The sequence below is a fragment of the Streptomyces sp. DSM 42067 genome, assembly GCF_055792885.1.
The window spans coordinates 8,421,788-8,446,051 of record NZ_CM147706.1 but is presented as its reverse complement, the minus strand read 5'-3'; the positions used below and the strand labels follow the sequence as shown (position 1 = coordinate 8,446,051).

22 protein-coding genes and 2 pseudogenes are annotated in these 24,264 nt (G+C 68.8%); 11 read left to right on the top strand and 13 right to left on the bottom strand.

What is annotated here, in order from left to right; translation table 11 throughout:
• Positions 1-196: 196 nt before the first annotated feature.
• From ACSMXV_RS37895 to ACSMXV_RS37885, 3 genes are all read right to left on the bottom strand, one after another.
• Positions 197-892, bottom strand: coding sequence for a type 1 glutamine amidotransferase domain-containing protein (locus ACSMXV_RS37895; RefSeq protein WP_473175620.1), 696 nt, complete (start codon positions 890-892; stop codon positions 197-199).
• A gap of 103 nt (positions 893-995) precedes the next feature.
• Positions 996-2,024, bottom strand: coding sequence for an NAD-dependent epimerase/dehydratase family protein (locus ACSMXV_RS37890; protein WP_473175619.1), 1,029 nt, complete (start codon positions 2,022-2,024; stop codon positions 996-998).
• A 116-nt stretch (positions 2,025-2,140) separates the two neighbouring features.
• Positions 2,141-2,521 (bottom strand): VOC family protein, encoded by a 381-nt coding sequence (locus tag ACSMXV_RS37885; RefSeq protein ID WP_473175618.1) that lies wholly within the window; start codon positions 2,519-2,521, stop codon positions 2,141-2,143.
• Between the two features lie 352 nt (positions 2,522-2,873).
• Between ACSMXV_RS37885 and ACSMXV_RS37880 the strand changes: the two genes are divergently transcribed.
• From ACSMXV_RS37880 to ACSMXV_RS37865, 4 genes are all read left to right on the top strand, one after another.
• Entirely contained in the window at positions 2,874-3,356 is a 483-nt protein-coding gene (locus ACSMXV_RS37880; RefSeq protein WP_181656600.1) for a Dps family protein, read from the top strand.
• Positions 3,357-3,407: 51 nt separating this feature from the next.
• The gene (locus ACSMXV_RS37875) at positions 3,408-3,743 is read left to right on the top strand and encodes a DUF3140 domain-containing protein (protein WP_473175617.1); all 336 of its coding nucleotides are present in this window, start codon (positions 3,408-3,410) and stop codon (positions 3,741-3,743) included.
• A 78-nt stretch (positions 3,744-3,821) separates the two neighbouring features.
• Positions 3,822-4,484, top strand: coding sequence for an HhH-GDP family DNA glycosylase (locus tag ACSMXV_RS37870; protein WP_473175616.1), 663 nt, complete (start codon positions 3,822-3,824; stop codon positions 4,482-4,484).
• A gap of 266 nt (positions 4,485-4,750) precedes the next feature.
• Positions 4,751-5,833, top strand: a complete 1,083-nt coding sequence (locus tag ACSMXV_RS37865) for a mechanosensitive ion channel family protein (protein WP_473175615.1) — start codon at positions 4,751-4,753, stop codon at positions 5,831-5,833.
• A gap of 98 nt (positions 5,834-5,931) precedes the next feature.
• Here ACSMXV_RS37865 and ACSMXV_RS37860 read toward each other — a convergent pair whose 3' ends face one another.
• Positions 5,932-6,612, bottom strand: coding sequence for a PadR family transcriptional regulator (locus ACSMXV_RS37860; RefSeq protein WP_473175614.1), 681 nt, complete (start codon positions 6,610-6,612; stop codon positions 5,932-5,934).
• Positions 6,613-6,705: 93 nt separating this feature from the next.
• Between ACSMXV_RS37860 and ACSMXV_RS37855 the strand changes: the two genes are divergently transcribed.
• The 3 genes from ACSMXV_RS37855 to ACSMXV_RS37845 are packed head-to-tail and all read left to right on the top strand — an operon-like array spanning position 6,706 to position 9,875.
• On the top strand, positions 6,706-7,878 hold the full coding sequence (locus ACSMXV_RS37855; protein WP_473175613.1) for an LLM class flavin-dependent oxidoreductase: 1,173 nt from the start codon (positions 6,706-6,708) through the stop codon (positions 7,876-7,878).
• Positions 7,875-8,654, top strand: a complete 780-nt coding sequence (locus ACSMXV_RS37850) for a glucose 1-dehydrogenase (protein WP_473175612.1) — start codon at positions 7,875-7,877, stop codon at positions 8,652-8,654. Before ACSMXV_RS37855 ends, ACSMXV_RS37850 begins: the two co-directional genes overlap by 4 nt.
• Positions 8,655-8,660: 6 nt before the next feature.
• Positions 8,661-9,875, top strand: a complete 1,215-nt coding sequence (locus tag ACSMXV_RS37845; protein WP_473175611.1) for an NADH:flavin oxidoreductase — start codon at positions 8,661-8,663, stop codon at positions 9,873-9,875.
• A gap of 174 nt (positions 9,876-10,049) precedes the next feature.
• Here the strand turns inward: ACSMXV_RS37845 and ACSMXV_RS37840 are convergent, their stop codons facing one another.
• Positions 10,050-11,276, bottom strand: a complete 1,227-nt coding sequence (locus tag ACSMXV_RS37840; RefSeq protein WP_473179194.1) for a serine hydrolase domain-containing protein — start codon at positions 11,274-11,276, stop codon at positions 10,050-10,052.
• A 242-nt stretch (positions 11,277-11,518) separates the two neighbouring features.
• Here ACSMXV_RS37840 and ACSMXV_RS37835 point away from each other — a divergent pair, with 242 nt between their 5' ends.
• Entirely contained in the window at positions 11,519-11,947 is a 429-nt protein-coding gene (locus ACSMXV_RS37835; RefSeq protein WP_473175610.1) for a PPOX class F420-dependent oxidoreductase, read from the top strand.
• 229 nt (positions 11,948-12,176) lie between these two features.
• Here ACSMXV_RS37835 and ACSMXV_RS37830 read toward each other — a convergent pair whose 3' ends face one another.
• The 3 genes from ACSMXV_RS37830 to ACSMXV_RS37820 are packed head-to-tail and all read right to left on the bottom strand — an operon-like array spanning position 12,177 to position 15,327.
• Positions 12,177-13,076, bottom strand: coding sequence for a carbohydrate ABC transporter permease (locus ACSMXV_RS37830; RefSeq protein ID WP_473175609.1), 900 nt, complete (start codon positions 13,074-13,076; stop codon positions 12,177-12,179).
• Positions 13,073-14,026, bottom strand: coding sequence for a carbohydrate ABC transporter permease (locus tag ACSMXV_RS37825; protein ID WP_473175608.1), 954 nt, complete (start codon positions 14,024-14,026; stop codon positions 13,073-13,075). The genes ACSMXV_RS37830 and ACSMXV_RS37825 overlap by 4 nt, the downstream gene beginning before the upstream one ends.
• A gap of 29 nt (positions 14,027-14,055) precedes the next feature.
• Positions 14,056-15,327, bottom strand: coding sequence for an ABC transporter substrate-binding protein (locus ACSMXV_RS37820; RefSeq protein ID WP_473175607.1), 1,272 nt, complete (start codon positions 15,325-15,327; stop codon positions 14,056-14,058).
• A 395-nt stretch (positions 15,328-15,722) separates the two neighbouring features.
• Between ACSMXV_RS37820 and ACSMXV_RS37815 the strand changes: the two genes are divergently transcribed.
• A complete protein-coding gene (locus ACSMXV_RS37815; protein ID WP_473175606.1) occupies positions 15,723-16,682 on the top strand; it encodes a LacI family DNA-binding transcriptional regulator in 960 nt (319 codons plus the stop codon).
• A 129-nt stretch (positions 16,683-16,811) separates the two neighbouring features.
• Here the strand turns inward: ACSMXV_RS37815 and ACSMXV_RS37810 are convergent.
• Positions 16,812-17,948, bottom strand: a pseudogene (locus ACSMXV_RS37810) (glycoside hydrolase family 62 protein); the annotation flags it as partial.
• Between the two features lie 429 nt (positions 17,949-18,377).
• Positions 18,378-18,473, bottom strand: a pseudogene (locus ACSMXV_RS37805) (3-hydroxyacyl-CoA dehydrogenase family protein); the annotation flags it as partial.
• Between the two features lie 250 nt (positions 18,474-18,723).
• On the opposite strand from ACSMXV_RS37805, the gene ACSMXV_RS37800 reads away from it, so the two are divergent.
• The gene (locus ACSMXV_RS37800; protein ID WP_473175605.1) at positions 18,724-19,083 is read left to right on the top strand and encodes a DUF6204 family protein; all 360 of its coding nucleotides are present in this window, start codon (positions 18,724-18,726) and stop codon (positions 19,081-19,083) included.
• Between the two features lie 49 nt (positions 19,084-19,132).
• Here ACSMXV_RS37800 and ACSMXV_RS37795 read toward each other — a convergent pair whose 3' ends face one another.
• The 3 genes from ACSMXV_RS37795 to ACSMXV_RS37785 form a co-directional block, all read right to left on the bottom strand.
• The gene (locus ACSMXV_RS37795) at positions 19,133-19,663 is read right to left on the bottom strand and encodes a cupin domain-containing protein (protein ID WP_473175604.1); all 531 of its coding nucleotides are present in this window, start codon (positions 19,661-19,663) and stop codon (positions 19,133-19,135) included.
• A gap of 115 nt (positions 19,664-19,778) precedes the next feature.
• Positions 19,779-20,855 carry a phosphotransferase family protein gene (locus ACSMXV_RS37790; protein ID WP_473175603.1) on the bottom strand — a complete coding sequence of 359 codons (1,077 nt, stop codon included), beginning with the start codon at positions 20,853-20,855 and terminating at the stop codon, positions 19,779-19,781.
• Entirely contained in the window at positions 20,852-21,856 is a 1,005-nt protein-coding gene (locus tag ACSMXV_RS37785; RefSeq protein WP_473175602.1) for a C-terminal binding protein, read from the bottom strand. The genes ACSMXV_RS37790 and ACSMXV_RS37785 overlap by 4 nt, the downstream gene beginning before the upstream one ends.
• Before the next feature lie 746 nt (positions 21,857-22,602).
• Here ACSMXV_RS37785 and ACSMXV_RS37780 point away from each other — a divergent pair.
• Positions 22,603-23,871: an MFS transporter gene (locus ACSMXV_RS37780; protein WP_473175601.1), complete on the top strand. Its 1,269-nt coding sequence runs from the start codon at positions 22,603-22,605 to the stop codon at positions 23,869-23,871.
• Positions 23,872-24,264 lie beyond the last annotated feature (393 nt).

The window sequence follows — 24,264 nt, the reverse complement described above, 5'->3', positions numbered from 1 at the left end:
CCACCGCCCGAAGACGCCTGCTGCGCGATGCCCGCGCACTACCGCGTGACGCCGCGCACTACCGCGTGACGCCGTGGCTACCGCGTGACGCCGTGGCTACCGCAAAATGCCCGTGGACCTCCATGATGCCCGTCGGCTACCCCGTGATGCCCGTGGACCCGTGCGGTATCCGTGGGCTACCGCGTGCTGCCCGGCCTCAGCCCAGCGCCTTGACCACCTCGGAAGCGAGCGGGGCGGACGAGGCCGGGTTCTGGCCTGTGAACAGATTGCGGTCCACGATCACGAACGGTACCCAGGGCTCGCCCTCCTGGAAGTCGGCGCCCATCTCCACGAGGCGGTCCTGCAGCAGCCACTTCGCCCTGTCCGCAAAGCCGCCCTGGGTCTCCTCGACGTTGGTGAAGGCGGTCATCCGGTAGCCCGCGAAGGGGGAGGTGCCGTCCGGGTTCCTCGCCGCAAGCAGCGCGGAGGGGCCGTGGCAGACGACGGCGAGCGGCTTGCCCGACCGTAGTGCCCGGGTCAACAGCGCGCCCGAGGCCGCGTCGGCGGACAGGTCCTCCATGGGGCCGTGGCCTCCTGGGACGTAGACGGCGTCGTACTCGTCCAGGTCGACGTCCTCAATGCTGACAGGACCCTGCAGTTCGGTGAAGGACTCCAGGCCCTTGGCGATGCGCTCTGCGCCTTCCTGCCCGCCGTTGAACTCCGGGGCCAGGCTCGCCGGGTCGACGGTCGGCACGACGCCGCCGGGGGTGGCGACCGTGATCTCGTGGCCGGCGGTCTTGAAGGCCTCGTAGGGGACGACGGCCTCCTCGGCCCAGAAGCCGCTCGGGTGCTCGGTGCCGTTGGCCAGCGTCCAGTGGTCGGATCCGGTGACCACGAAAAGGATCTTCGCCATGAGTTCTGTTGCTCCCTGCGGTTCTGCGACGTGCCCGCTACGTACGGTGGTCCCTACAGTGCTACCCGCGGATCGCCGGATCGATGACCCTGAGCGTGTCGCGTCACGCGGCCTTGCTCCCCGCGAGCGGCGGTGTCGGCATACCGGCACCCCTGCGCATACCGCGTAGCAGCTCCTCGAGTGCCTCGATCGCGGTGTGCTGGGGCCGCCAGTCGAGTTCGTCCCGCGCTCGTGAGCAGTCCATCAGCGGCAGCCTGATCACCGCGTCGAACAGCTGCGGTGACGCCGGCACCAGGTGCAGGCCCCAGGCCGCGGCCAGTGCGGACCGCGCCGCGCGGGTCGGCACCCGTACGACCCGGGCGTGGAACAGCTCGCCGAGCGCCAGGGCGTCGATCGGCGGTTCCGCGGCCAGGTTGAAGGCGCCCTGGACGGTGCGGCTCAGGGTCAGTCGGCAGGCGCGTGCCGCGTCCTCGGTGTGCAGGGCCTGGAACCGCAGGCCCGGTATATCCGGTACGACCGGGAGCAGCTCGGGCCGGGCCAGCTGCCCGGGCATGAACCGACCCGCGAACAGGCGGCGCTGCTCGCTCGCCGACTCCTGCTTGAACATGAAGGCGGGCCGCAGGCGCACCACGCGGATGGCAGGGTTCTCCGGCTCGAAGGCGTCCAGCGTCCGCTCCAGGTAGGCCTTTTCACGGCAGTACGCCGCCTCGGGCCAGCCGTGCGTGGGCCAGGACTCGTCCACGGCGCCGTCCTTCGCCTTGGGCGAATAGGCGCCGACCGACGAGGCGTGGACCAGCACCGGAACGCCGGCGGCCGCGACTGCCTGGAACACGCGGACGCTGCCCAGGACATTGGTACGCCATGTCGCCGCGGGATCACGTGCGGGCTGGAACTGCCAGGCCAGATGGACGACCGCGTCCGCTCCCCGGAAGTGCTGGGTGAGGTCGGTCTCCTCCTTCGCGACGTCCGCCGACGCCCACTCGGTCTTGGGGGGTGTCCAGTCGGGCACTCGGCGTGCGAGTCCCAGCACGGAGTCGATCGTCTCGTCCTCGGCGAGGCTCTGCAGCAGGCTGGTACCGAGGTTCCCGGTGGCTCCGGTGACCACGATCCTCTTTCCGGAAGTGCTGCTCACGATCCGCTCCTTTCGGAAACGCTCTCCGAGGGGCGCCGTACCGCCAACCGCCCGGGCAGTCGCCGGGTGCCCACCGCCACCAAAGGACAAATGCCCGATTTATTAGTAAATGACTCTCATGGACGTGCCGCCAGGGCGAACGAGTGCCCGGCAGGATCGGCGTAGGTGCGCTCGTCCCGCGGACCGCCGTTGTCCCTGGTCACGATGGGCCGGGCGCCGAGGCGGACCACCTCCCGTTCGGCCTCGTCCATGTCTCCGGGCTCGACCAGGATGCGCAGATGCGCCTGCTGCGAGTCCTCGGGTCGCGGCCAGGTCGGTGGCGCGTATCCGTGGTCCCGGTGCACGGCGAGGAAGACGCCGTCCTGCCCGGCCACCTCCACGTAGTCCGGGTCCCTCCCCAGCCTCGCCGTACCGCCGAGGAGGCCGGCGTAGAACTCCGCGAGCCGCTCCGGCTCCGCGCAGTCGAGAACGAGCACAGTCGTCTTGCGAACGGTCATGGGGCTCCTCCCTGCCACCCCGGGTGCCACCGGCCGCGGCGCCCAAACAAGAGGGGCCCAAACAAGAGGGGCCCGAATAGGCAGGGGCTCTACGGGCTCTTATCCAGGTGTGCTCAGGTTCGTTCCCGGGTTTACGGATGGGGCGCTGCTTCCGCTCGCGCGCTCCGGTTTTCCCCCGCGTCCTCCGGGCACCCGACCGTCTGAACCGAGTGAGTCGTACGCCCGACAGGCGCGCCCCAGTACGCCGTGCAATCCATGCGATCCGTGCAATCCATGCGATCTGCGATCCAATGCGATCCGCATGAGCCACGTGATCCGCGTACGCCCGACGCGCCCGAAGGAGATGGGAAGAATGGCCGTTGTGAAGAGCACGCTCCCCGACACGGCACTCAAGACCACCGGGGAGGCACTCCAGAGCACGTTGGTGGATCTGCTCGGGCTGTCCCTCATCGCGAAGCAGGCCCACTGGAACATCGTCGGCCCGCGCTTCCGCAGCATCCACCTGCAGCTGGACGAGGTGGTCGATGCCGCACGGTCGTACGCGGACGCCGTGGCGGAACGCGCGGCCGCGCTGGGCGTTTCGCCCGACGGCCGTCCCGAGACCGTCGCCTCGGCCGGCGCCCTGCCCGCTGCGAAGGACGGATGGCTGCAGGACACCGAGGTCGTGGAGCTCCTCGTCGACGCCCTGGGCACGATGATCGGACGCCTTCGGGAGCACATCGCGGCCACCGAGCAGGCGGACCTCGTCACACAGGACCTCCTGATCGGCATCACGGCCACGCTCGAGAAGCAGCACTGGATGTTCCAGGCCGAGGACTCGCCACTGCGGGCGTAGGAACGAGTCCGTTACGCACCGGCCTGTCACGCACCCACCCGAGGATCCCGGATGACCGATGCACTCGAACTCGACGCGCTGTGGGACGAGTTCCATCGCGTGGTTAACATGACCTCGCAGGAGCTGAGCGCCTGGCTCAGGGTCAGCGAGGCGGACGACGACACCGAACCCCTGCCGGACCAGGCGGGCGACCCGCTGGGGCAGCACGTCCTCGCGATCCTGCAGAAGCGCCGTACGGACCTCACCGACGCCGACATCGAGGTCATGTACCAGGTCGTGGACACCGTCACGGCGCACAGCGACACGGAGAACGAACCCGAGGCTGGCGACGAGCACCGACGCCACCGCCTGATGACCCTGGGGCATGACCCGCTGAAGCCGGGGTGAGAGAAGCGGGAGCGGAACAGAAGCCCGGGCGCGCGAAGTCGGGGCTCGAGAAGCCGGGGTGAGACGAGGAGGCGTGCCATGCCCTCCCAGCAGAAAGTGATCAAGGAGCTGCTCACCTCCTACGGTCACACCTTCACCGAGGATGCGGGCATCCGGCTCAAGAACACCCCGCAGCCGCTCTACCAGACTCTCGTTCTGGCCTGTCTGCTCAGTGCGCGGATCCGCAGCAGCGCCGCCGTCGCATCGGCCAGGGAGCTGCGCGGAGCCGGGCTGCGCGACCCCCGCCGCATGGCCGATTCCGACTGGCAGGAGCGGGTCGACGCCCTCGGCCGCGGCGGCTACCGGCGGTACGACGAACGTACGGCCACGCAGCTCGGGGACGGCGCACAGCTCGTCCTCGACAGGTGGGGCGGCGATCTGCGCCGGATGCGCGACGAGGCGGGCGGCGACCTCGACAAGCTGCGCGGTCTGCTGCAGGAGGTGCCGGGACTCGGCCCGGCCGGAGCGGACATCTTCCTGCGCGAGGTGCAGGCCGTCTGGCCCGAGGCGTCTCCCTACCTGGACGCCAAAGCCCGGGAGGGAGCGAAGCGCCTGGGCCTGCCGGACGCTCCGCCGAAGTTGGCGCGTCTGGCCGGGGACGCTGAACCCGCGGTGTTCGCGGCGGCACTTGTGCGCGCGGCCGTGGACAAGAACGTGGCCGAGGAATGCAAGCGCGCGGCAGAGGAGAGTGACCGGGACTAGGAATAGGCCCTGTGGTCAAACTCCCGTCGTCCGCCCGAAGGACGGGGACTGAGGCGGGGAGCGAAAGGCCCCGCCTCAGGCCGCGCTGCGACACTTTGAGCGGCCGCCCCACGACCCTTTGAGGCGCTGTCAGCAATTGCGGCCCCATACCAAGCACGCGGGCCCACTCGCCGCGCTCTCTTCCGCATACGGCAGGATGGGCGATCGCATCGGACGCATATTCGCATTCGTCCGACGTGACCGAACACCGCCGCACGGGAGAGAGAATGAACCGGGCCCTCACACTCCACGACCTGATCGTCGCCGGGATCGCGGTGGCCGCCGGCATCGCGGCGGGCCTGCTGCTACGCGCGCTCCTGCGCTGGCTGGGGGAACGCGCCCGCAGAACACGGTGGAGCGGGGACGACGTCATCGTCGACGCCCTGCGGACGCTGGCGCCCTGGGCGGCGATAGCCGCGGGAGCCGCGGTGGCGGCGACCGCGCTACCGCTGACCGCCCGAGTCGGACACAACGTCAATGTCACGCTGACGGCACTGCTCATTCTGGCCGCCACCCTCACCGCGGCCCGGGTGATCACCCGCCTGGTGCGCTCCCTCGCGCAGTCCAGGTCGGGAGTCGCGGGATCGGCCACCATATTCGTCAACATCACGCGGGTCGTGGTCCTGGCGATGGGCTTCCTGGTCGTCCTGCAGACCCTGGGCATCTCCATCGCCCCCCTGCTCACCGCGCTCGGCGTGGGCGGTCTGGCGGTCGCTCTGGCGCTGCAGGACACCCTGGCCAATCTCTTCGCCGGCGTGCACATCCTCGCCGCCAAGACGGTGCAGCCCGGCGACTACATCCGGCTGAGCAGCGGCGAGGAGGGATATGTCGAGGACATCAACTGGCGCAACACCGTGGTGCGCAATCTGTCGAACAACCTCGTGATCATCCCGAACGCGCAGCTCGCCGGCACCAACATGACCAACTACAGCCGTCCTGAACAGCAGCTGTCGATCATGGTCCAGGTGGGCGTCGGATACGACAGCGACCTCGAGCACGTCGAACGGGTCACGAACGAGGTCGTCGAGCAGGTCATGACCGACATCACCGGCGCCGTTCCGGACCATGAACCGGCCGTACGCTTCCACACGTTCGGTGATTCCCGGATCGGTTTCACGGTCATCCTGGGCGTCGGCGAGTTCAGCGACCAGTACCGGATCAAGCACGAGTTCATCAAGCGCCTGCACCAGCGCTACCGGGCCGAGAGCATCTCGGTCCCCGCCCCGAGGCGCACGGTGACCGTCCGGCAGGCGGAACTACCCACGTCGGCCATCCCGCACCAGCGCGAGGCGACGGAACTGATCAAGTAGCGACGACGGCGGGGGCGGGGCCGGGGCCGGACGAAGTGCCGCCGGCCCGCCTCTTCGTTCGCCCCGCGGGCGTACACCCCTCCCGTACGCTCCCTCCATCACCCACCGCCGGCGGCCTGGCCGCCGTACGCCTCCTCCCCTGCCTGCCACAATCGCTCGAGATCGGCGAGCATGGCCTCGGCCAGCTCCAGCTCCGCCCGGTGGTGCCGTTCACTCCAGCGCAGCGCCACCTCGGGGTACGGCCAGTGGCCGATCTCGTGCGAGACGTCCTGGGCGCGCTCGATCTCCCGCAGCTGTGCCTGCGTACGTTCCAGGTGTGCCCGCAGCTGACTGCGCAGGCCGTCGGGGTCCGCGAGGTGTCCGAGCCAGACCCGCAGCACCAGCGGGTGTTTGAGCACCGCGGGCCCGGCGTCCGCGGTGTCCGCCCAGCGCGCGAGCGCCGCCCGTCCGGCTTCGGTGATCGTGTAGAGCCGCTTGTTGCGCAGATCGCCCTGGGCGGCGACCCGCGAGGAGGCGTACCCGAGCCCCTCCAGGCGGCGCAGCTCGGCGTATATCTGGCTGATCGCGGGTGACCAGTAGAAGAAGGCCAGGGACGCGTCCGCCCACTTCTTCAGCTCGTATCCGGTGCGTTCGCCGGGGAACGACAGCAGACCGAGCACGGCCCACGCCGTGGCGGGCAGCCGCCCGCCCTGATCGCCCGGGTGGGGTCCGCCCGGATCGGACCCACCCGACTCGGAACCGCCATCCCCATCCAGCCCCTTGACCTGACGAGTAGTCATATGACTAATTGAAATAGCCGCACCGCACCAGCGCAAGGTCTGCAAAGTCCCGTAAGTGGTTCCGCAAGATCCGCGCAACTCCCTGGAGGTGCAGTGAAGTTCTCCGTCATCTTCGAGGCGCAGCTGGCGAACCCCGACCCCGAGAGTGAGCAGCAGGTCATCCGCGACTGCGTGGAACAGGCCGTGCTCGCCGAGGAGATGGGTTTCGACCGGGTCTGGGCCGTCGAGCACCATGCCCTCAAGTGGTATGCGCACATGAGCGCCCCGGAGGTCTTCCTCACCTGGGTGGCCGCCCGTACCAGCCGTATACGGGTCGGGCACGGCGTGGTGTGCATGCCGTTCCGCTTCAACCATCCGGTGCGGGTCGCCGAACGCGCCGCCATGCTCGACGTGTTGTCCGGCGGGCGGCTGGACCTCGGAGCAGGTCGCGGCGGGACACGGCAGGAGACCTCTCTGTGCGGGGTCGATCCGGAGCGCACCCAGGCCGAGGTCGAGGAGGCGCTGCGGATCATCGGCCGCACCTGGCAGCAGGACGAGCTCGAGTGGCACGGCGAGCTGCTGGACATCGATCCGCACCCCGTACTGCCGCGTCCGGTGCAGCGTCCGCATCCGCCGCTCTTTCTGGCCTGCAGCAAGCAGCAGACCCTCGCGCGGGCCGCCGAACTCGGCGTCGGGGCCTTGGTGATGGGCTTCGCGGGGCCGGATGAGGTCGCGTCGATGAAGCGTTTCTACGACTCGTGCGTGGCCGGACGCGACGGCACACAGCTTGTGTCGACCGAGGTCAACGACCACTTCTCGGCCCTGTGCCCGACGATCGTGCTCGACGACCGCGAGCGTGCCCGCGCCGTCGGGATACGCGGGCAGCGCTTCTTCGCACAGGCCATCGCCCACTGGTACGGGGGCGGAGGAGTGCCCGACGACGCGGTCGCCGACGACACCGACAGCGAGACGGAGGCACAGCGGATGCGGTCCGCGGCGGAGCAGGTCGTCGCCCACCTGAACGAGGCACGCATCCCCGTACGGCCGAGCACGACCGCCGTCTACAACCCCGAGCACGCCTACGGCGACGCGGCCGACGCCATCGCGTATGTGGAGCGGCTGCGCGCGGCCGGCGTGGACGAGGTGATGTGCCTTGTGCAGATGGGCACCGTGCCGCAAGAGGTGTGCATGGAGACCATCCGGCAGTGGGGGCGACACGTCATCCCGCACTTCTCACCGGACGGGACGGACCACATGCCCGCGGCTCCACAGGGGGCCGCCCGATGATCTCGCTGAAGGGCAGGACGGCGCTGATCAGCGGGGCAGCGCGCGGTCAGGGCGAGGCGGAGGCGCGGCTGTTCGCCCTCCTCGGCGCCAGTGTCGTGATCGGCGACATCCTCGACGAGGAGGGCACCGAGGTCGCCCGCTCCATCGGCCCCGCAGCCCGCTACACACGGCTCGACGTGACGGACGAGTCCCGGTGGGCGGCCGCCGTGGACACGGCCGTCGCCGAGTTCGGAGGGCTCGACATCCTCGTCAACAACGCGGGCGTGTACCGCAGCGGGCCGCTCGCCGAGGAGACCGCGGAGTCCTTCGAGTCGGTCATCAGGGTCAACCTCGTCGGACCCTTTCTCGGCATCCGTGCCGTGATGGAGCCCATGCGCCGCGCGGGTGGCGGCGCCATCGTCAACGTCTCGTCGGTGGCCGGACTGACCGGACTGGCCCGCACGGGCGGCTACGGCGCGTCGAAGTGGGGGCTGCGGGGACTCACCAAGACGGCTGCACTCGAACTCGGTGAGTACGGGATCCGGGTCAACTCCGTGCACCCCGGCCTGATCGACACGCCCATGGTCGCGGGGGTCGCGCCACCGCGCGGTGCCGGGCAGCACCAGGCCGTCGCCCTGCGCCGGGTCGGGCTGCCCGAGGACGTCGCCGGGCTCGTCGCCTTCCTCGCCTCCGATGCGGCCTCGTATCTCACCGGAGCGGAGATCGCCATCGACGGCGGCTGGAGCGCCGGCCCCACTCCGCCTGGGACAACCGTTTCCGACGCGCAGGGAGGCTGACGTCCCATGGCCGAACCCGCCCGCAGTGGAACTCCGGACGTCCTGGCCCCCGCCGAGCTCGGCCCGGTCAACCTGCGCAACCGTGTCATCAAGGCGGCGACCTTTGAGGGCGTGACGCCGGACGCCCTGGTCACCGACGAGTTGATCGAGTACCACCGGCGTCCGGCGGCAGGCGGTGTGGGCATGACGACGGTCGCGTACTGCGCTGTCGCGCCCGAGGGCCGTACCGAGCGCCGCCAGATCTGGATGCGGCCCGACGCCGTTCCGGGCCTGCGCCGTCTCACCGATGCCGTGCACGCCGAAGGCGCGGCGGTGTCGGCGCAGATCGGCCATGCCGGGCCGGTCGCCGACGCGAGATCCAACGGACTGCCCTCGCTCGGCCCCGGCCGCCTGTTCAACCCCCTCAGCATGCGGATGACCAGGCCCGCCACCGCGCACGACATCGCGCGCATCACACGCGCCCACGCTGAGGCGACCCGCATCGCGGTCGAGTCCGGCTTCGACGCCGTGGAGATCCACTTGGGGCACAACTACTTCGCGAGCTCGTTCCTCAGCCCGAGGATCAACAAGCGCAAGGACGGCTACGGCGGGAGTCTCGTCAATCGGGCGAAGGTCGCGCGTGGGGTGGCGCGGGCCGTACGCGACGAGGTCGGCGGGCGGATCGCGGTGACAGCCAAGCTGAACATGGACGACGGCGTCCCCGGCGGCATCCGGCTCGACGAGAGCATCCAGACAGCGAAGTGGCTCGAGGAGGACGGCACCGTCGACGCCCTCGAACTCACGGCGGGGAGTTCGCTGCTCAACCCCATGTACCTTTTCCGCGGCGATGCCCCCGTCAAGGAGTTCGCCGAGGCCTTCCCTCAGCCCCTGCAGCTGGCCGTCAAGCTGCTCGGGAAGAAGTTCCTCATCGCCTACCCGTACCGAGAGGCCTTCCTCCTCGAATCCGCCCGGCAGTTCCGGGCGGCGCTCGACCTGCCGCTCATCCTGCTCGGCGGTATCACCGACCGCGACACGATGGACCGGGCCATGGCCGAGGGCTTCGAGTTCGTGGCGATGGCACGGGCGCTGCTCCGCGAGCCGGATCTGATCAACCGTCTGGCGGCCGATCGCGACGCGCGATCGCTGTGCATTCACTGCAACCTGTGCATGCCGACGATCTACACGGGCACCCGGTGTGTGCTCGTGGAACCCGCCGTAAGTGGAAGGTGGCCGACGGGATGACCGTTTGGGCCCTCTGCGCGCGGGGGCCGGCTGGTCAGCCTGCGCCGAAGTCCTTCGTCCTGACGAAGACGACGACGTCGGCCTCGCCGTCGCAGGCCGGCAGCGCAGTCGCGCAGAGACCGGCCAGGACCGCAGGGAGGCTGTGGCGCTTCATCGCGCAAGTCTGCACCACTCTCAGTCGACGATCGCCTCGTCGACGAGTCGTTTGAGGTCGGCGTAGAGGGTGTGGGACGTCGTCGGGCGTACCTGGGTCAGGAACTGCACCGTCAGGTCCTTCTGCGGGTCGACCCAGAAGGTCGTGGTCGCGACTCCGCTCCAGCCGTAGGTGCCCAGGTGGGAGGGTGCCTGCGTGATGTCCGGGTCCACGACGACGGAGACGCCGAAGCCGAAGCCTATCCCCGAGTTGCCGGGTTCGGCGTGGGCGGGGCTGCCGAAGGTGCGGAGGTCGGCGCCGCCGGGGAGCTGGTTGGTCACCATGGCGTCGACGGTCGCCGGGGACAGCAGACGCGTGCCGTCCAGTTCGCCGCGCCGGCGGAGGAACTCCATGAAGCGGTGGTAGTCGAGGGCGCTCGCGACCATGCCGCCGCTGCCCGACAGGAACCGTGGCCGCCCGTGCAGCGGCAGACCGGCAATGGCGGAGATGCTGCCGTCCGCGTTCTCCCCGTAGAGCTCGCCCAGCCGCTCGGCCTGATCCTCCGTCACACACAACCCGGCGTCCGGCATGCCCAGCGGGCCGAAGATCCGCTCGGCGAAGAACTCGTCGAGCGGCCGGCCCGACGCCACCTCGATCACGCGTCCCAGCACATTGGTGGCGACGGAGTAGTTCCACTGCGTCCCCGGCTCGAACTGCAGCGGCAGGCTCGCGTACACGTCGCAGGTCTCCGCCAGGTCCGCGCCCGATGGCACGGAGGATTCCAGGCCGGCGGCCCGGTACAGGCGGTCCACGGGATGCGAGTAGTAGAAGCCGAAGGTCAGGCCCGCGGTATGGGTCAGCAGGTGCCGGATGCGGATGGGCCCCTCGGCCGGGCGGGTCTTGATGTCGTTGCCCTCCCCGCCGTCGTACACCCGGGGGTCGGCGAAGGCGGGCAGATAGCGGGCGAGAGGGTCGTCGAGTCCGATCAGCCCCTCTTCGCAGAGCATCAGCGCGGCGACGGATGTGACCGGCTTGGTCATCGAGTACATCCGCCACAGGGTGTCCCTCTCGACCGGCAGTGCTGCCTCCCGGTCGCGGCAGCCGTACGCCGTGACATGCGCGACCTTGCCATGGCGCGCCAGCGCCACCAGATAGCCCGGCAGCCGGCCCTCATCGACGAGGCGGGCGAACTGCCGGTCCAGCCGCTCCAGTGCCTCCGCGTCCAGCCCGGCCTCGGCCGGCTCCACCTCCTGCCGCAGCTGTGCCATCGTTCCCTCTCGCCGCAGCTGTGCCATCGCTCGCCTCCGCCTGATCAAGGTGCAAAACCGCGCCGCGCTCTCGGACCACGCACTTCATCGTCTCGTAAACGGCTGGAAACCGTCCCGTGTGTTGCTGACGTTCCTGACATTTCTGATGCTCCTGCGCCGGCAAGCGCCTCAACGCGTGCGCTGACGCCCCGCTGTGCACGGGTGACGGAATTCCCGACGGGCCCGCCCGCGTTGAGCAGTGCATGACTCAGGATGCGCTCCTCAGCTTGCTCTCCGAGTACGACGGCGGGGTGCTCGTCACCCTCAAGCGCGACGGACGGCCGCAACTGTCGAACGTCAACCACGCGTACGACCCCCACGAACGGATCATCCGGGTCTCACTCACGGACGACCGCGCGAAGACGCGCAATCTGCGCCGGGACGCGCGGGCCTCCTACCACGTGACCAGTGAGGACCGATGGGCCTACACCGTCGTCGAAGGCACCGCTGAGCTCACGCCCGTCGCTCAGGAGCCTCACGACGAGACCGTCGAGGAACTCGTCCGGCTCTACCGCGACGTCCGCGGTGAACATCCCGACTGGGACGACTACCGCGCGGCCATGGTGCGCGACCGCCGCCTCGTCCTGCGGCTGCATGTGGGGCGCGCGTACGGCATTCCGCGCGCTCGCTGACCCAAGCGGCCCTCGTCCGGTGTCACCCCTTCGTGTCGGAGCCGTTCGTCTGCGGTAGTCGAACCAGTCGAAGGCCGCGGTGCCCTCGGTGACGTACATGCCGATCACGCGGCCGGTGAAGCCCGGGCCGACTTGGCCGGTTGACGGGCGGGGCCGACTCTGGCGATCAATAGCGTACGCCGCGCGTGATCATGACCACGCCAGGGCCATGGCTACGCGCGGGCTCGGGTCAGCCCTTGAAGGCGCCGTCCATGATCCCGGCCACCAGGCGGCGCCCGACGAAGACGAACAGCACGAGCAGCGGGATGGTGGCGAGGAAGGAGCCGGACATGGCGAGACCGAGATCGATGTCGCGGTTGTTCTGCAGAGCCTTGATGGCGATCTGCGCGGTGTAGTGCTCCGGGGACTTCAGCACGACGAAGGGCCAGAAGAAGTCGTTCCAGGCCGTGATGTATCCGAAGAGTCCCAGGACGAAGGCCGCGGGGCGGACGATGGGGAACGCGATGTGCCAGAAGATCCGCCAGCTGTTCGCCCCGTCGATGCGGGCCGCCTGGATGATCTCGTCGCTGAGGGTCGAGGCGATGTGCTGCCTCATCCAGAAGATCCCGAAGGCGCTGGCCAGGCCGGGCACGATCAGCGCCTGGAGGGTGTCGACCCAGCCGAGCTCCGACATGATCAGGTACTGCGGGATGATCGCGAGCTGGGTCGGTACGGTCATGGTGAGCACGACGATCAGGAACAGCGTGTTGCGGCCCCGGAACTCCAGCTTGGCGAAGGCGAAGCCCGCCAGCGCGCAGAGCACCGCCTGTCCGGCACCGATCGCCCCCGCGACGATCAGGCTGTTCAGGACGGACCGGAGGAACGGCACGGTGCTGAAGACGAGTTCGGCGAGGTGGAAGAAGTTGTCGCCGGGGACGAGCCGGGGCGGCATCTGCGTCGCCGCCGCCGAGTCCGTGGTGGCGACCACGAACATCCAGTACAGCGGGAAGACGGAGACGAGCACCGCCAGGATCAGGAAGGTGTAGGTCCACCAGCGGACCCGTTCGACGGGACGGCGGCGCCGCGGCGGCCGCGTCGGACGTGCCTGTCGCGGGGACGGAGGCATCGCGTCGGTGGGCTGGGTCATCATCGCTCCGGGCGGATACGGGTGGACAGGAGGTAGTTGACGCCTGCGACGACGAGGACCAGTACGAGCAGGGCCACGCCGATGGCCGCCGCGTAGCCGAACTGGAACTGACCGAAGCCCTGTTCGTAGAGGAGGAGGGTGAGTGTCTGGCACTGCCGGGTCGGCCCGCAGGTCAGGGGGGTGCTCGGGTTGAGGAGGAGCGGCTCGGTGAAGATCTGCAGCCCGCCGATCGTGGAGGTGACCACCGTGAACACGATCACGGGCCGCAGCGAGGGGATCGTGATGTGCCGGAACTGCTTCCAGCCGCCGGCACCGTCGACCGAGGCCGACTCGTAGATCTCACGCGGTATGGCCTGCAGTGACGCCAGGTACAGCAGGGTGGTGTAGCCGAACCAGCGCCAGGTGACCATCGCGGCGATCAGCACCCGGCTGCCCCACGTCGACTGGGTGAAGTCGATCGGCCCCACTCCTCCGAGCCCGAGCAGCCAGTTGAGCAGCCCGTAGTCCCGGTCGTACAGCTGAGCGAAGACGATCGCCGTCGCGGCCACCGAGGTGATGTACGGGACCAGTATCGACATCCGGAAGAGGAGGGCGAAGCGCAGTCGCGCGTGATTGAGCAGATGGGCGAGGAAAAGCGCCGCGATGAGCTGTGGGACGGTCGACAGCAGCCAGATGCTGATCGTGTTGCGCGTGGCGTTCCAGAAGCGCGGGTCGTCGTAGAGCCGGGTGAAGTTGTCGAAGCCGATGAAGGTGTGGCCGCCGATGGGGTTCCAGTCGAACAGGGCGACGTAGAGGGTGAACAGCAAGGGGATGAGACTGAAGACCCCGAATATCAGGAAGAACGGAGCGACATAGGCATACGGGGCTATCCGCTCACCGATGCTCCGGCGTATGCGCGTCAGGGACGGGGCCGGGGCAGGTCCCGCCCGCTGCGGGCTGAGTGTTGTCGTCACAGGTCGTCACTTCCTCGCCGGCGCCGCGCTCACTGCCCGATAGCGGTCTTGATGTTCTTCACCGCGGTGTCCCATGCCTTGTCGGGGTCGCCTTTGCCCTGTTCGACATTGGTGAGGGCGTTCAGGAATTCCTGCCCGATGACGGAGCTGTCCGGCCCGATGTAGAAGGGCTCAAGGCCGAGCAGCGACTTGGTGTAGATCTGACCCGTCGGAGCTCCGGAGAAGAACTCGTCCTTCAGCGATGTCAGGCGGGAATCGTCGTAGACGGAGGGAGTGGTCGGCAGGGAGCCCGAGTCGAGGAAGTGCTCGAGCTGGCCCTTCGGGGACTGCGTCGCCTTGATGTAGTTCCAGGCGGCCTGGGGATTCTTGGCGTTCCGCGGGATCGCCAGATAGCTGCCGCCCCAGTTGCCGTTGCCGCCGGGGATCGTTGCGACGTCCCACTTGCCCTTGGTGTCTGGTGCGTTGGTACGTATCGCGTTGAGCATCCAGGAGGGTGCCGCGATGACGGCGTACTTGCCCCGTGCCATGCCGGCGCTCCAGCCGTTGGAGAAGGAGCTCTGCTTCGCCGTGATGCCTGCGTCGATGGCCTTCAGCGCCGTGTCGAACGCCTCCCTGACCTGCGGGCTGTCGGCGTAGACGGGGCTGAGGTCGTCATTGTCGTAGTACTTCTCGGGCCCCTGGTTGACCGCCTGGTAGAAGACGCTCGTCGCCGCGTTGTCGACGAACGGCTTTCCCGTGGCCTTGGTGTACTTCTTCCCGGTCTCGATGAACGCGTCCCAGGTGGGCCAGAGTTCGCTGACGGCCGCCCGGTCGGTCGGCAGCCCGGCGGCGGCGAACATGTCCTTGCGGTAGGCGACGGCCATCCCGCCGACGTCGGTCGGAACACCGATGATCTGGCCGTCCTTGGTGGTGCTCTGGCTGATCACCCAGTCCAGGTAGTCGTCCTTGACCTTGTCGGCCCCGAACTCCCTCAGGTCGTGGAAGTTCTGCGGTTGCTGGACGAACTTCGGCAGGTCGTCGCCCTGGATCAGGACGAGGTCGGGGACCTTGCCTCCGGCCAGCGCTGTCGTCAGCGCCTGGGCGGTCTCCGTCGAGGATCCCACCTCCGTCAGCTTCACCCGGATGTCCGGGTGCTCTTTGCGGTACTCCTGGACTGCCGCCTTCTGGTTGATGCCGGTGAACGACCAGAAGTCGAAGGACTTGTCGTCGCCCGTGGTGGTGCCTGAGCCACTGGAGCAGCCGGCGGCGGCGAGCGTGAGGGCCACGGTGATCGCGACCTGCGCGGCGAAACGGAACTTCACGGCGATTTTCCTCCCATGTGGGACCGTCAGGGTCCGGCGGCGGGCCGCAGGGAGAGTCCAAGGGCCGTCGGAGGGACCGGTCCACAGAACTGCCCGGCCTCTGTCGCGACGCGTATCGCTCGCGCGCCGAACGCCGCCGCATGCGTGGAGAGTTGCCTGTTCGTCGAAAGTTTCGGTGAAGCGACGAATCTTAATTGCCAGCACCCTAGGGGCGGTTTTCAGAGGGGGTCAAGGTTTGTCGCAACATTGCATGCCTTCTCTGAAACATTCGGCATATGACGACGTAACGCTAGACTCCTGGCCATGGCCGAGAGCAAGGACGGCAAGGCTGTGAAGGCGCCCGGGGGCGCGAGTGGCCGGCCGTTGACCATCGCGCAGATAGCCGAGTTGGCGGGGTGTCGACCGCGACCGTCTCCAAAGTGGTCAACGGACGGTCGGAGGTCGCTTCGGAGACCCGTGCTCTGGTGGAGGGCGTCATCAGCACGCACGGGTACCGGCGGCTGAAGAAGCCCGCAAAGCCCGCCAGCCTGCTGGAACTCGTCTTCCACGAACTGGAGGGACACTACCCGCTGGAGATCATCAAAGGAGTGGAGCATGTGGCGCGCAGGCACCACCTGGCCATGGTCCTGAGCCGGTTGGACAGCGAGCACACACCCGGCCGCGACTGGATCGAAGGCGTTCTCAACCGGCGCCCCACCGGGGTGATCGCCGTGTTCTCCGGCGTCACCGCCGACCAGGGCAACCAACTACGGGCGCGCGACATCCCGTTCGTACTGGTCGACCCCACCGGAGAACCAGGCCACACCTGCCCCTCGGTGGGCGCCGGCAACTGGAGCGGCGGACTGTCCGCCACCCGCCACCTGCTGGACCTCGGACACCGCCGCATCGCCATCATCACCGGCCCCTCCCACGCACTGTCCGCCCGCGCCCGGCTGGACGGCTACCGCGCCGCCATGGACGCCGCCGGCGTACCCCTCGATCCCCAGCTGATCCGTGTCGGCGACTTCCAGCCCGCCGACGGCCTGACCCACACCCGCGAACTGCTCCACCTCGCCCATCCCCCGACAGCCGTCTTCGCCTCCAATGACGCACAGGCCCTGGGCGTCTACCAGGCCGCCCACGAGGCGGGACTGCGCATCCCCCACGACCTGAGCGTCATCGGATTCGACGATCTGCCGCCCGCACAGTGGGCCGTCCCACCACTGACGACCATCCGGCAGCCCCTCACCGAGATGGCGGCCATGGCCGCGAGCATGGTGCTGACGCTCGCCCGGGGAGAGGCCCTCACCCGAAACCGGGTCGAGCTCGCGACCGACCTCGTCGTCCGGGGTAGCACCGCACCGCCCGGCCGGTGACCGTCGTGCCGACCCTCCCCGGCCGTCCGGCCTCGAGCCGCGCGTTTCGGAGGGCATCCGAGACCGGCCTCGACCCTCGGAAGGGGGTCGGCGCCGCGGTCGCGGCGCCGACCTGGGCGAGGGTCCCGCTCAGTCCCTCCCGTACGCAGTCGTCTGGGTCAACAGGCCCAGCTTCCAGGGAAGTTGGTTGTAGTCACCGCTCGAGGACGGATCCATGCCCTGGTAGAGGTACCGGAGCCGGCCGGGGTCGATCTCCATGTTCTGCTCGACGCCCGAGCGGATCATCTCGCCGTGGCTGATGTCCTTGGTCCAACTCCCGTCCGGGAAGGCGACGTTGTTAGAGCGCGCGAACGGATTGTCCTCAGTCGCGGCGAGCGGTGTCCACTGGCCCCCGATGTCGTCGGAGGTCCAGGAACGGAAGTAGCGGCGGCCGTCGCTGCCTATCGCCTCGACCAGCAGCAGGTAGGTGTCGGTCCCCTTGACCTTGTAGACGTTGGCGGCCTCGAACAGGGCGAACCTGGAGTCCTGCAGGGCGATCTGGGTGTTTCCGAAGCCGTTGGGGAAGTCGGCCACGGTCGTCTCCGACCGGTACAGATGGCCGTTGTCGTCGGAGGAGAACAGGTAGCACTTGGCGGTGTCACAGGTGACCCAGAAGTCGACCCAGTAGCCGTTGCCGATGTTCTCCTTGATGATGTCCGGCATCGCGTCCTGGAAGTTGCGCGGCGCGGACCAGGACTCGGGCTTCGACGGGTCGTCGGTGGTGGAGAAGGACGGCAGGCCGGTCTGGTAGACCAGGTACCACTTCTTCTGCGGGGCGAAGTAGAACACCTGCGGCGCGGCGCGGTAGCCGGGACCGATCGCCGACTGGTCCAGGTAGTAGTGCGGGGCGGAGTCGGCCTGAGACCAGTCCTCGAAGCTGGTGTACATCAGGTTCCAGCCGCCCGAGCGGATCGCGGCGGTCGCGTAGACCAGCCACTTCCCCTTGTAGCGGATGACGGTCGGGTCCTTGACGGCGGCGATGTCGTGCGTGGCGTCCGACTTGGGGCTGATCAGCGGTCCGCTGGAGGACCACTCGAAGCTGGACGGAATGTGGGTCCCGGCGGTCCCGGCGGTCCCGGCTGTCCCTGTCGCGGACGCGGACGTGCCGTCGGGCGGCAGATCGGCGGCGGCCGTGGGGGCGTTCGCGGCGGCCAGGCCGGCGAAGGACAGCGCCATGGCGGCTAGTGCCGCGCGCCAGCGCTTACCCGTACGGGTGAGCGGCCGTGGCCGCGGTGGACGTTCGGCGGTGGGCCGAGCGCTGCGCATGAGGCCGAGCTTGGGTCTGATACGTCCCGCTGATCGCATTGGCGGCTCCTGCATTCGATGTTGGAGTTGTTCGATATTTCGAATGTTGTTCAATGCGCTGGACAGAAACTGGGCTGGACTCGTTCGCCGTCGATGCTGGGTGTAAGGCATGACGCCGCCGCGCGGGGCGACGGCGAGAAGCGGTCAGTGGAGACGTGGCCGCCCCACCGACCCCGCCCGAGTTCCCCGAAATTTTCGAGGTGTTTCCCGATAGTTACGGCCCGGAACTCTAGGTACAGCCCTCAGGAGCGTCAAGACGTCGCGCAGGAACTGGCGGAAAGATTCAGCGAGTTCGATCGCCGACTGCTTCGACCGCCGGGCCGACGGCTCCGACGGCAGGGCCGACGGTGCTCACCGCCACGTGTAGAACCCTTGGCCGCTCTTGCGGCCCAGCTCCCCACGGGCGACCTTGTCACGCAGCAGCTGCGGCGGGGCCAAGCGCTCCCCCGCCAGCCGTCTTGTGTTCGGCACCGTCAACTCCCTCATCGAGTGGTACCGGCCGGAGGGCGGGCTGCCGGTGCCGCCGCTGGCGCACGCCCTGACGGCGTGCTCTTAGAGGTGCGGCAGGGTCGCGCAGAATGACGTGATGGCGAAAAGAGGCAGCGCGTGGCCGCCGTCCGATCACTGCAGGTCCCGCAGTCATCGGCCACGGAAAACGCGGTGGAACCGCACCGGTCCCGACGCTTAGGGTCGGGGGATGAACACCCGCTCCTTCCGTATCACTGTCCGCGGCTTCTTCGACGCACTCACCCCCGACCAACGCGCCGAACTCCTGGCCCGTGCGCCGGAGCACGACGTACTGCGCGCGGCCTTCATCCCCGAGGGGCACCTCAGCTACGACCTGGCCGCACGGTCTGCCTTCACCTTCCGGTTCCTGGACTCGGGAGAGGCCGAGGAGGACATCCTGGAGGCGACCGAGCGCGCCGAAGCCGCCGCGGAAGCATGGCTGACCGAGCGCGGCTACGGCTACAAGAACCTCAGGTCCCAGGCCCAGGACCTCTCCCAGGCGCCCCTCGGCAAGCGGCAGCGCCGCGCCGCCGCCCACCAGAACGGCTGACCCCGGACCACCGGCGACCCGTACCGGCGCCCCGTACCGGCGTGCCGTGTCAGCAGTCGGCCTCGGCGCCGATGAGCACGAAGGCCATGGTCACAGGGCGGTCGCTGCGGTTGCGCCAGCCGTGGCGGGTGCCGTTCTGGATCACGATGTCCCCTGCCGAGAGCGGGGTGAGCCGACCGTCGTCGAGTTCGAGGGCGACCTCTCCCTGCAGCACGATGCCGTAGTCCACGGTCGGCGTGGTGTGCATGCCGTCGGGCTCCATGAGTTCCGCGATGCCGGGCGAATCGGCTCGTTGCTCCCGGTCGAAGGCGACAGGGTCGAACGTCGGGTCGGCCATCGCGGTGTCCGGCGGCATGGTGAGGACGATGAAGCGCGTACCGCCGGGCGCGGGAAGCAGGCCGTCAAGCTTCGGCGTGGGGTCCTCCCCGGTCCGGCTGACGGGTTCGCCGGGTTCGGTGGCCCACGGCACGGTGGACACCCAGCCCGGCAGACTGGTGAACTCGCGGCTGCGGGGGACGGGGCCGTCGCTGACGACGATCGACTTCCCGTTCTCGTCATGGCCGGTGACGACTCTGCGCATGTGTGTCTCCTTGGTGGGTGTGTCCTCGGTCGGGTGGGTCTCCTCGGTCGGGTGGGTCTCCTCGGCGGGCCCTCGGTGGGCATCCTCAGCCGTGGTGCCCGCGGTCGGGGGACGCTCAGACCGCCCGGCTCTCCGTGGCGAGTCCCTCAAGGGCGTCCCACCAGGTGTCCAGTACGTCCTCCACGGTGGGCGCGAACGCACGGAGCAGGGCCGACGCCACGGTGCGTACGAACTGCTTGCGCCGGTCGTCGGTGAGGTACTCCACCGGGGACTTGCCGTCCACGCGCGCGAGCAGCAGCGCCGGCAGCAGCGACGCGGCCCGCGCCTCGAGAGCGGCGCGCGGCTCCCAGTCGGCGCAGCGGAAGTACTCCTCGGCCAGCACGCGGGCGGAGCTCAGGAGTTCGGCTCGGCGGCCGGGCACCACCAGGCTCTTGAGCAGCAGATGGTTGAGGCAGAAGGCGAGGTCGAAGGCCGGGTCTCCATACCACGCGCATTCGGCGTCCAGCAGCACCGGCTGGAGGGGGCCGACGAGGATGTTCTTCGGGCTGACGTCGCCGTGCACCAGAGCCAGGTGTGTGGTGGCCGTGCGGTCGGCGAGGCTCTGGAGAATGCCGCGCAGACTCGGGTGTGCGGCCGCGGTGGCAAGTAGATACGGCTCGATGCGCAGCGCGTGGAAGTTCTCGTCGGTGGCGAATTCCGCCGCCAGAGCGGCGTCGCCCGCGCTCGCCGCGTGCAGGCTGCCGAGCACCTCACCGACGGCTGCCGCGGTCGCCACCTTCACCTCGCCGTCGAGCAACTGCGCCTTCCACACCGGGTATCGCTCGGGGGGCAGGTACGCCATCGCGAAGAGGCCGGCCTCGGCGTCATGGGCCAGCAGCACGGGCACGCTGTCCGGCTGGTGTTCGGCCGCGAACCTCATCCATGCCCACTCGTAGGCGTTGCGCGACACCGGGGCCTGCCAGTCGGCCGCGACCCGAAGCCTGGCCAGGGCCCGCTTGACGCACAGGGAACGTCCCGGCAGGTCCACCTGCCAGAGATCGGACGAGACGCCACCGGCCAGCGGAGTCCAGCGCGCGACTTCGCCGGGGTCGGCGAGCTTGTTGGCCAGCAGGAAATCGGTCAGCGCGGGCTCGGGGACCGGCGGCTCCGGGGCATGGGGAGCGTCGTTCGGGGGCACGGGGCTGGTACTCATCGCCGCGCACCCGACCCGGCAGCTGCATCGCGGGGACTGTTGCAGGGATGGGCCGGCGCCTCGTCCCTCATTACCCGGACGACCTCCTCGGCGGCTCGGCGGCGCAGCTCCGTGACCGAGGCGTCGGAGGAGAAGGCCACATGCGGCGTGAGTATCGCGCCCGGCTGGTCCAGCAGCCTGGCAGGGACGTGCGGTTCGGTCTCCAGTACGTCGAAGGCGGCACCGTCCAGGTGGCCGCTGTCCAGCGCCTTGACGACCGCGTCGGTGTCCACCAGGCCTCCCCTGCTGACGTTGACCAGCAGGCCGCCCGGCGGCATCAGCTCCAGTTGCTCGGCGCCGATGAGGTGGTGCGTGTCCTGCGTCAGCGGCACATGGAGGATCACCACGTCGCTGCGGCGCAGCAACTCCTCCAGTTCCACCATCTCCACCCCAGCAGCATCCCGGGGCGGATACGGGTCATGGGCCAGGATCCGGCAGCCGAAGGCACTCAGCTTGCGCACGGTGGCGCGCCCTATTCGCCCGTAGCCGACGACGCCGCAGGTCAGTGTCGACAGCCGGCGCAGCCGGGCGCCGGCGGGGTCCCATCGGCCCGAGCGGACCTGCCGGTCGCACACCGCCAGTCCACGCGTCCAGGCCAGCACCATGCCCACGGCGTGGTCCGAGACCTCCTCGACGCAGTAGTCCGGCACATTGGTGACCCAGACGCCTCGCTCCGTGGCGGCATCCACGGCGATGTTGTCCAGGCCGACGCCGAGCCTGGCCACGATCCGCAGGTCCGGGGAGGCCCCGACCGCGGTGGCGGAGACGGGCGCCCAACAGGTGAGGATCCCGGCGGGCCGGTGCTCGGCGACCAGTTCCTCGATGGTCTCGGCGGTCGCGGGCTCGGCGGGGCCGCTCACGAGTGTGTAACCCGCATCCTCGATGACCGATCGCTCGACGGCGTCGTCGGGCCAGGCGTAGTCGGTGAGCAGCACGGTGCCCGGGCGGCTCGGTGGTTTCATAGCAGGTCGTCCTCGCAGAATCGTGCGGCTCGCAGCGGCAAGACGGGGATCTCGCTGGGGCACATCGGGTCAGCAGGTCTGATCACCGCCCGGCGGGCCGCCGGCTTGTGCCCGGTGGGGCCGCCGGGTGGCCACGCATGGGGTGGAAAGGGGGTCGCTGGGCTTGCATCGGGTGTCCCTGGCGCTCGCCGACTCGTGGTCGGAGCGGAGGACGCCACGGTACGCCCCTGGTACTGATCACAAGATGCCGGGGCACATCAAACCAAATTGTCACAGCCACGTGATGCTAACGATAGCACTCGGGCTTCTCCACGCGTCAAGAGCTGGACGTCCGCCATTTCGCCGCGCAGCCACACCACAGCCGCAGCAGGTCCGCCTTTCGAGGGCCACCACACGGTTCATGCAAGGAAATCGAGGACCGCCAAAGAAATCCGGTGTTCACATCTTGACGCGCCAGGGACTTCGCTTCATGGTTTCTGCGAGCCCATGACCGTGTGGCCGACAAGTGTCCGCACAAGGTCCGGTTGTCGAAGACGCCACAGCCACGGACGTCCCCGACGGGCGATATACGGCTGGAATTCACGCGCGGCGGTCGATCGCGCGGCAGCCCGCCGCCCCCTCATCCATACGGCGACATCAGCGTAGTCGCCGACTCGAGTCCGTGTTCAGCTCACCGCTTCTCATCATCGCCCGAACCGCGATGGATCTGCCGCGGCCTGCCGTGGCCCTTTCCCATAGGAGCCGCCATGAATCACGCAGCGCAACTCGACACGAGCGCCGTGCCCGCCCCGAACAAGGCGGACATCGACGAGGCCCCGCTCAGCCGCACCCTGGTCGCAGTGGGCTTCCTGGTGCTGACCCTGTCCTACATGATCAACGCAATGGACCGCCAGGTCTTCCCTCCCCTGCTGCCGAACATCCGTGAGGAGTACGGGTTTTCGCTGGAGCAGGGCGGGCTGCTGGCGACGAACTTCACCCTCGGCATGGCGCTGGCCGGCCTGCCGGCGGGCTATCTTCTGGACCGTTTCCGACGCAAGACCGTGCTGCTGGTCAGCATCGTGATCTACTCCTTGGGCACGATGGCCACTCCACTGGCCTCCGGTTTCGCCGACATGACCGCGTACCGGGTCCTCTCCGGCTTCGGCGAGGGCATGCAGTCCGCCGCCATCTTCGCGGCCGTCGGCGCGTACTTCGCCCGACGACGAGGCCTCGCCTTCGGCATCATCGGCGCGGGCTACTCCCTCGGCGTGTTCATCAGTCCGCTGATCGGCGTCCGGCTCATGAACACGCACGGCACCTGGCACTCGCCCTTCTACCTGTTCGGGGCGGCCGGGCTGGTGATCGCCGCCATCGCGGTCGTCGCGGTGAAAACCGGTCTGACCGAGCGCAGCGTCGAGCAGGTCGTCTCGAGCAGGACGTACGAGTACATGCCCGAATCCCCCTACAACCGCAACACCATCGCGTTGGCCGTCCACTCCATCGTCAGCGGTGTGGCCATCTACGGGTTCATCGGCCTCTACCCGACGTTCCTCATCACCAGCCTGCACTTCACCCCGGCACAGGCCGCACTGGCCATGAGCTTTCTCGGCTTCGGCGGCATGCTGGCCATTTTCGGCGGGTGGCTCGGCGACCGCGTCAACCAGCGCAATCTGCTGATCCTCAGCCTGTTGGCCTGTTCCGTCATCAGCGTCTGCATCTACCAGCTGCACGGCGGAGTCGGCTGGCAGTGCCTGCTCGCCTTCCTCATGGGCGTCTTCGGCCTGGGCTTCCTCTACCCCAACACCAACAGCGCGATCCAGCGGGCCGTCCGCCCCGAACAGATCGGACGTGCCTCCGGCCTGTTCGTCACCAGCTACTACGGAACAGCTGCGTTCTCCGGCTTGATCTTCGCCACCCTGGTGGAGAACTTCGGCTGGCGCCACGCGGGGCTGCTGCAGGTCACGCTCCTCCCACTCGCCGGCGTCCTCGCGATGACCTTCGTCCGCACCTCGCAGTTCAACAACGCGGTCCGCTAGCGGCGGACCAGCGGATCTGCGGACCAGCGGACCTGCTCACCTGCGGACCTCGGTCGGCCGGCTCGCGGCAACGAGTGGGACGCAACCGACCTTGGCCGAACCGTCGCGTGGTTCAGCCGAGGTCGGTTGTGTGTTTCCCGAATTGCATTCCTTGCGCTCGATGATGCAGTCGATGACGCGGTCGACGTCATTGGAGCACGGATAGCCGAGTATGCACTCAAGGGCTTCGGATGCCTTCGCATGGCGGGCTTCCTCACCTCGCCACTTCGAATCGCCCTTACTAACGGACCCCGCCCACGCAGTATTTGACGACCCGCAAGGAAAACCCGCGACCATGCAGCCGCGGGCGATCACACGACCCCGCCACTAGTGCTAACGTTAGCAAAGAGGCCG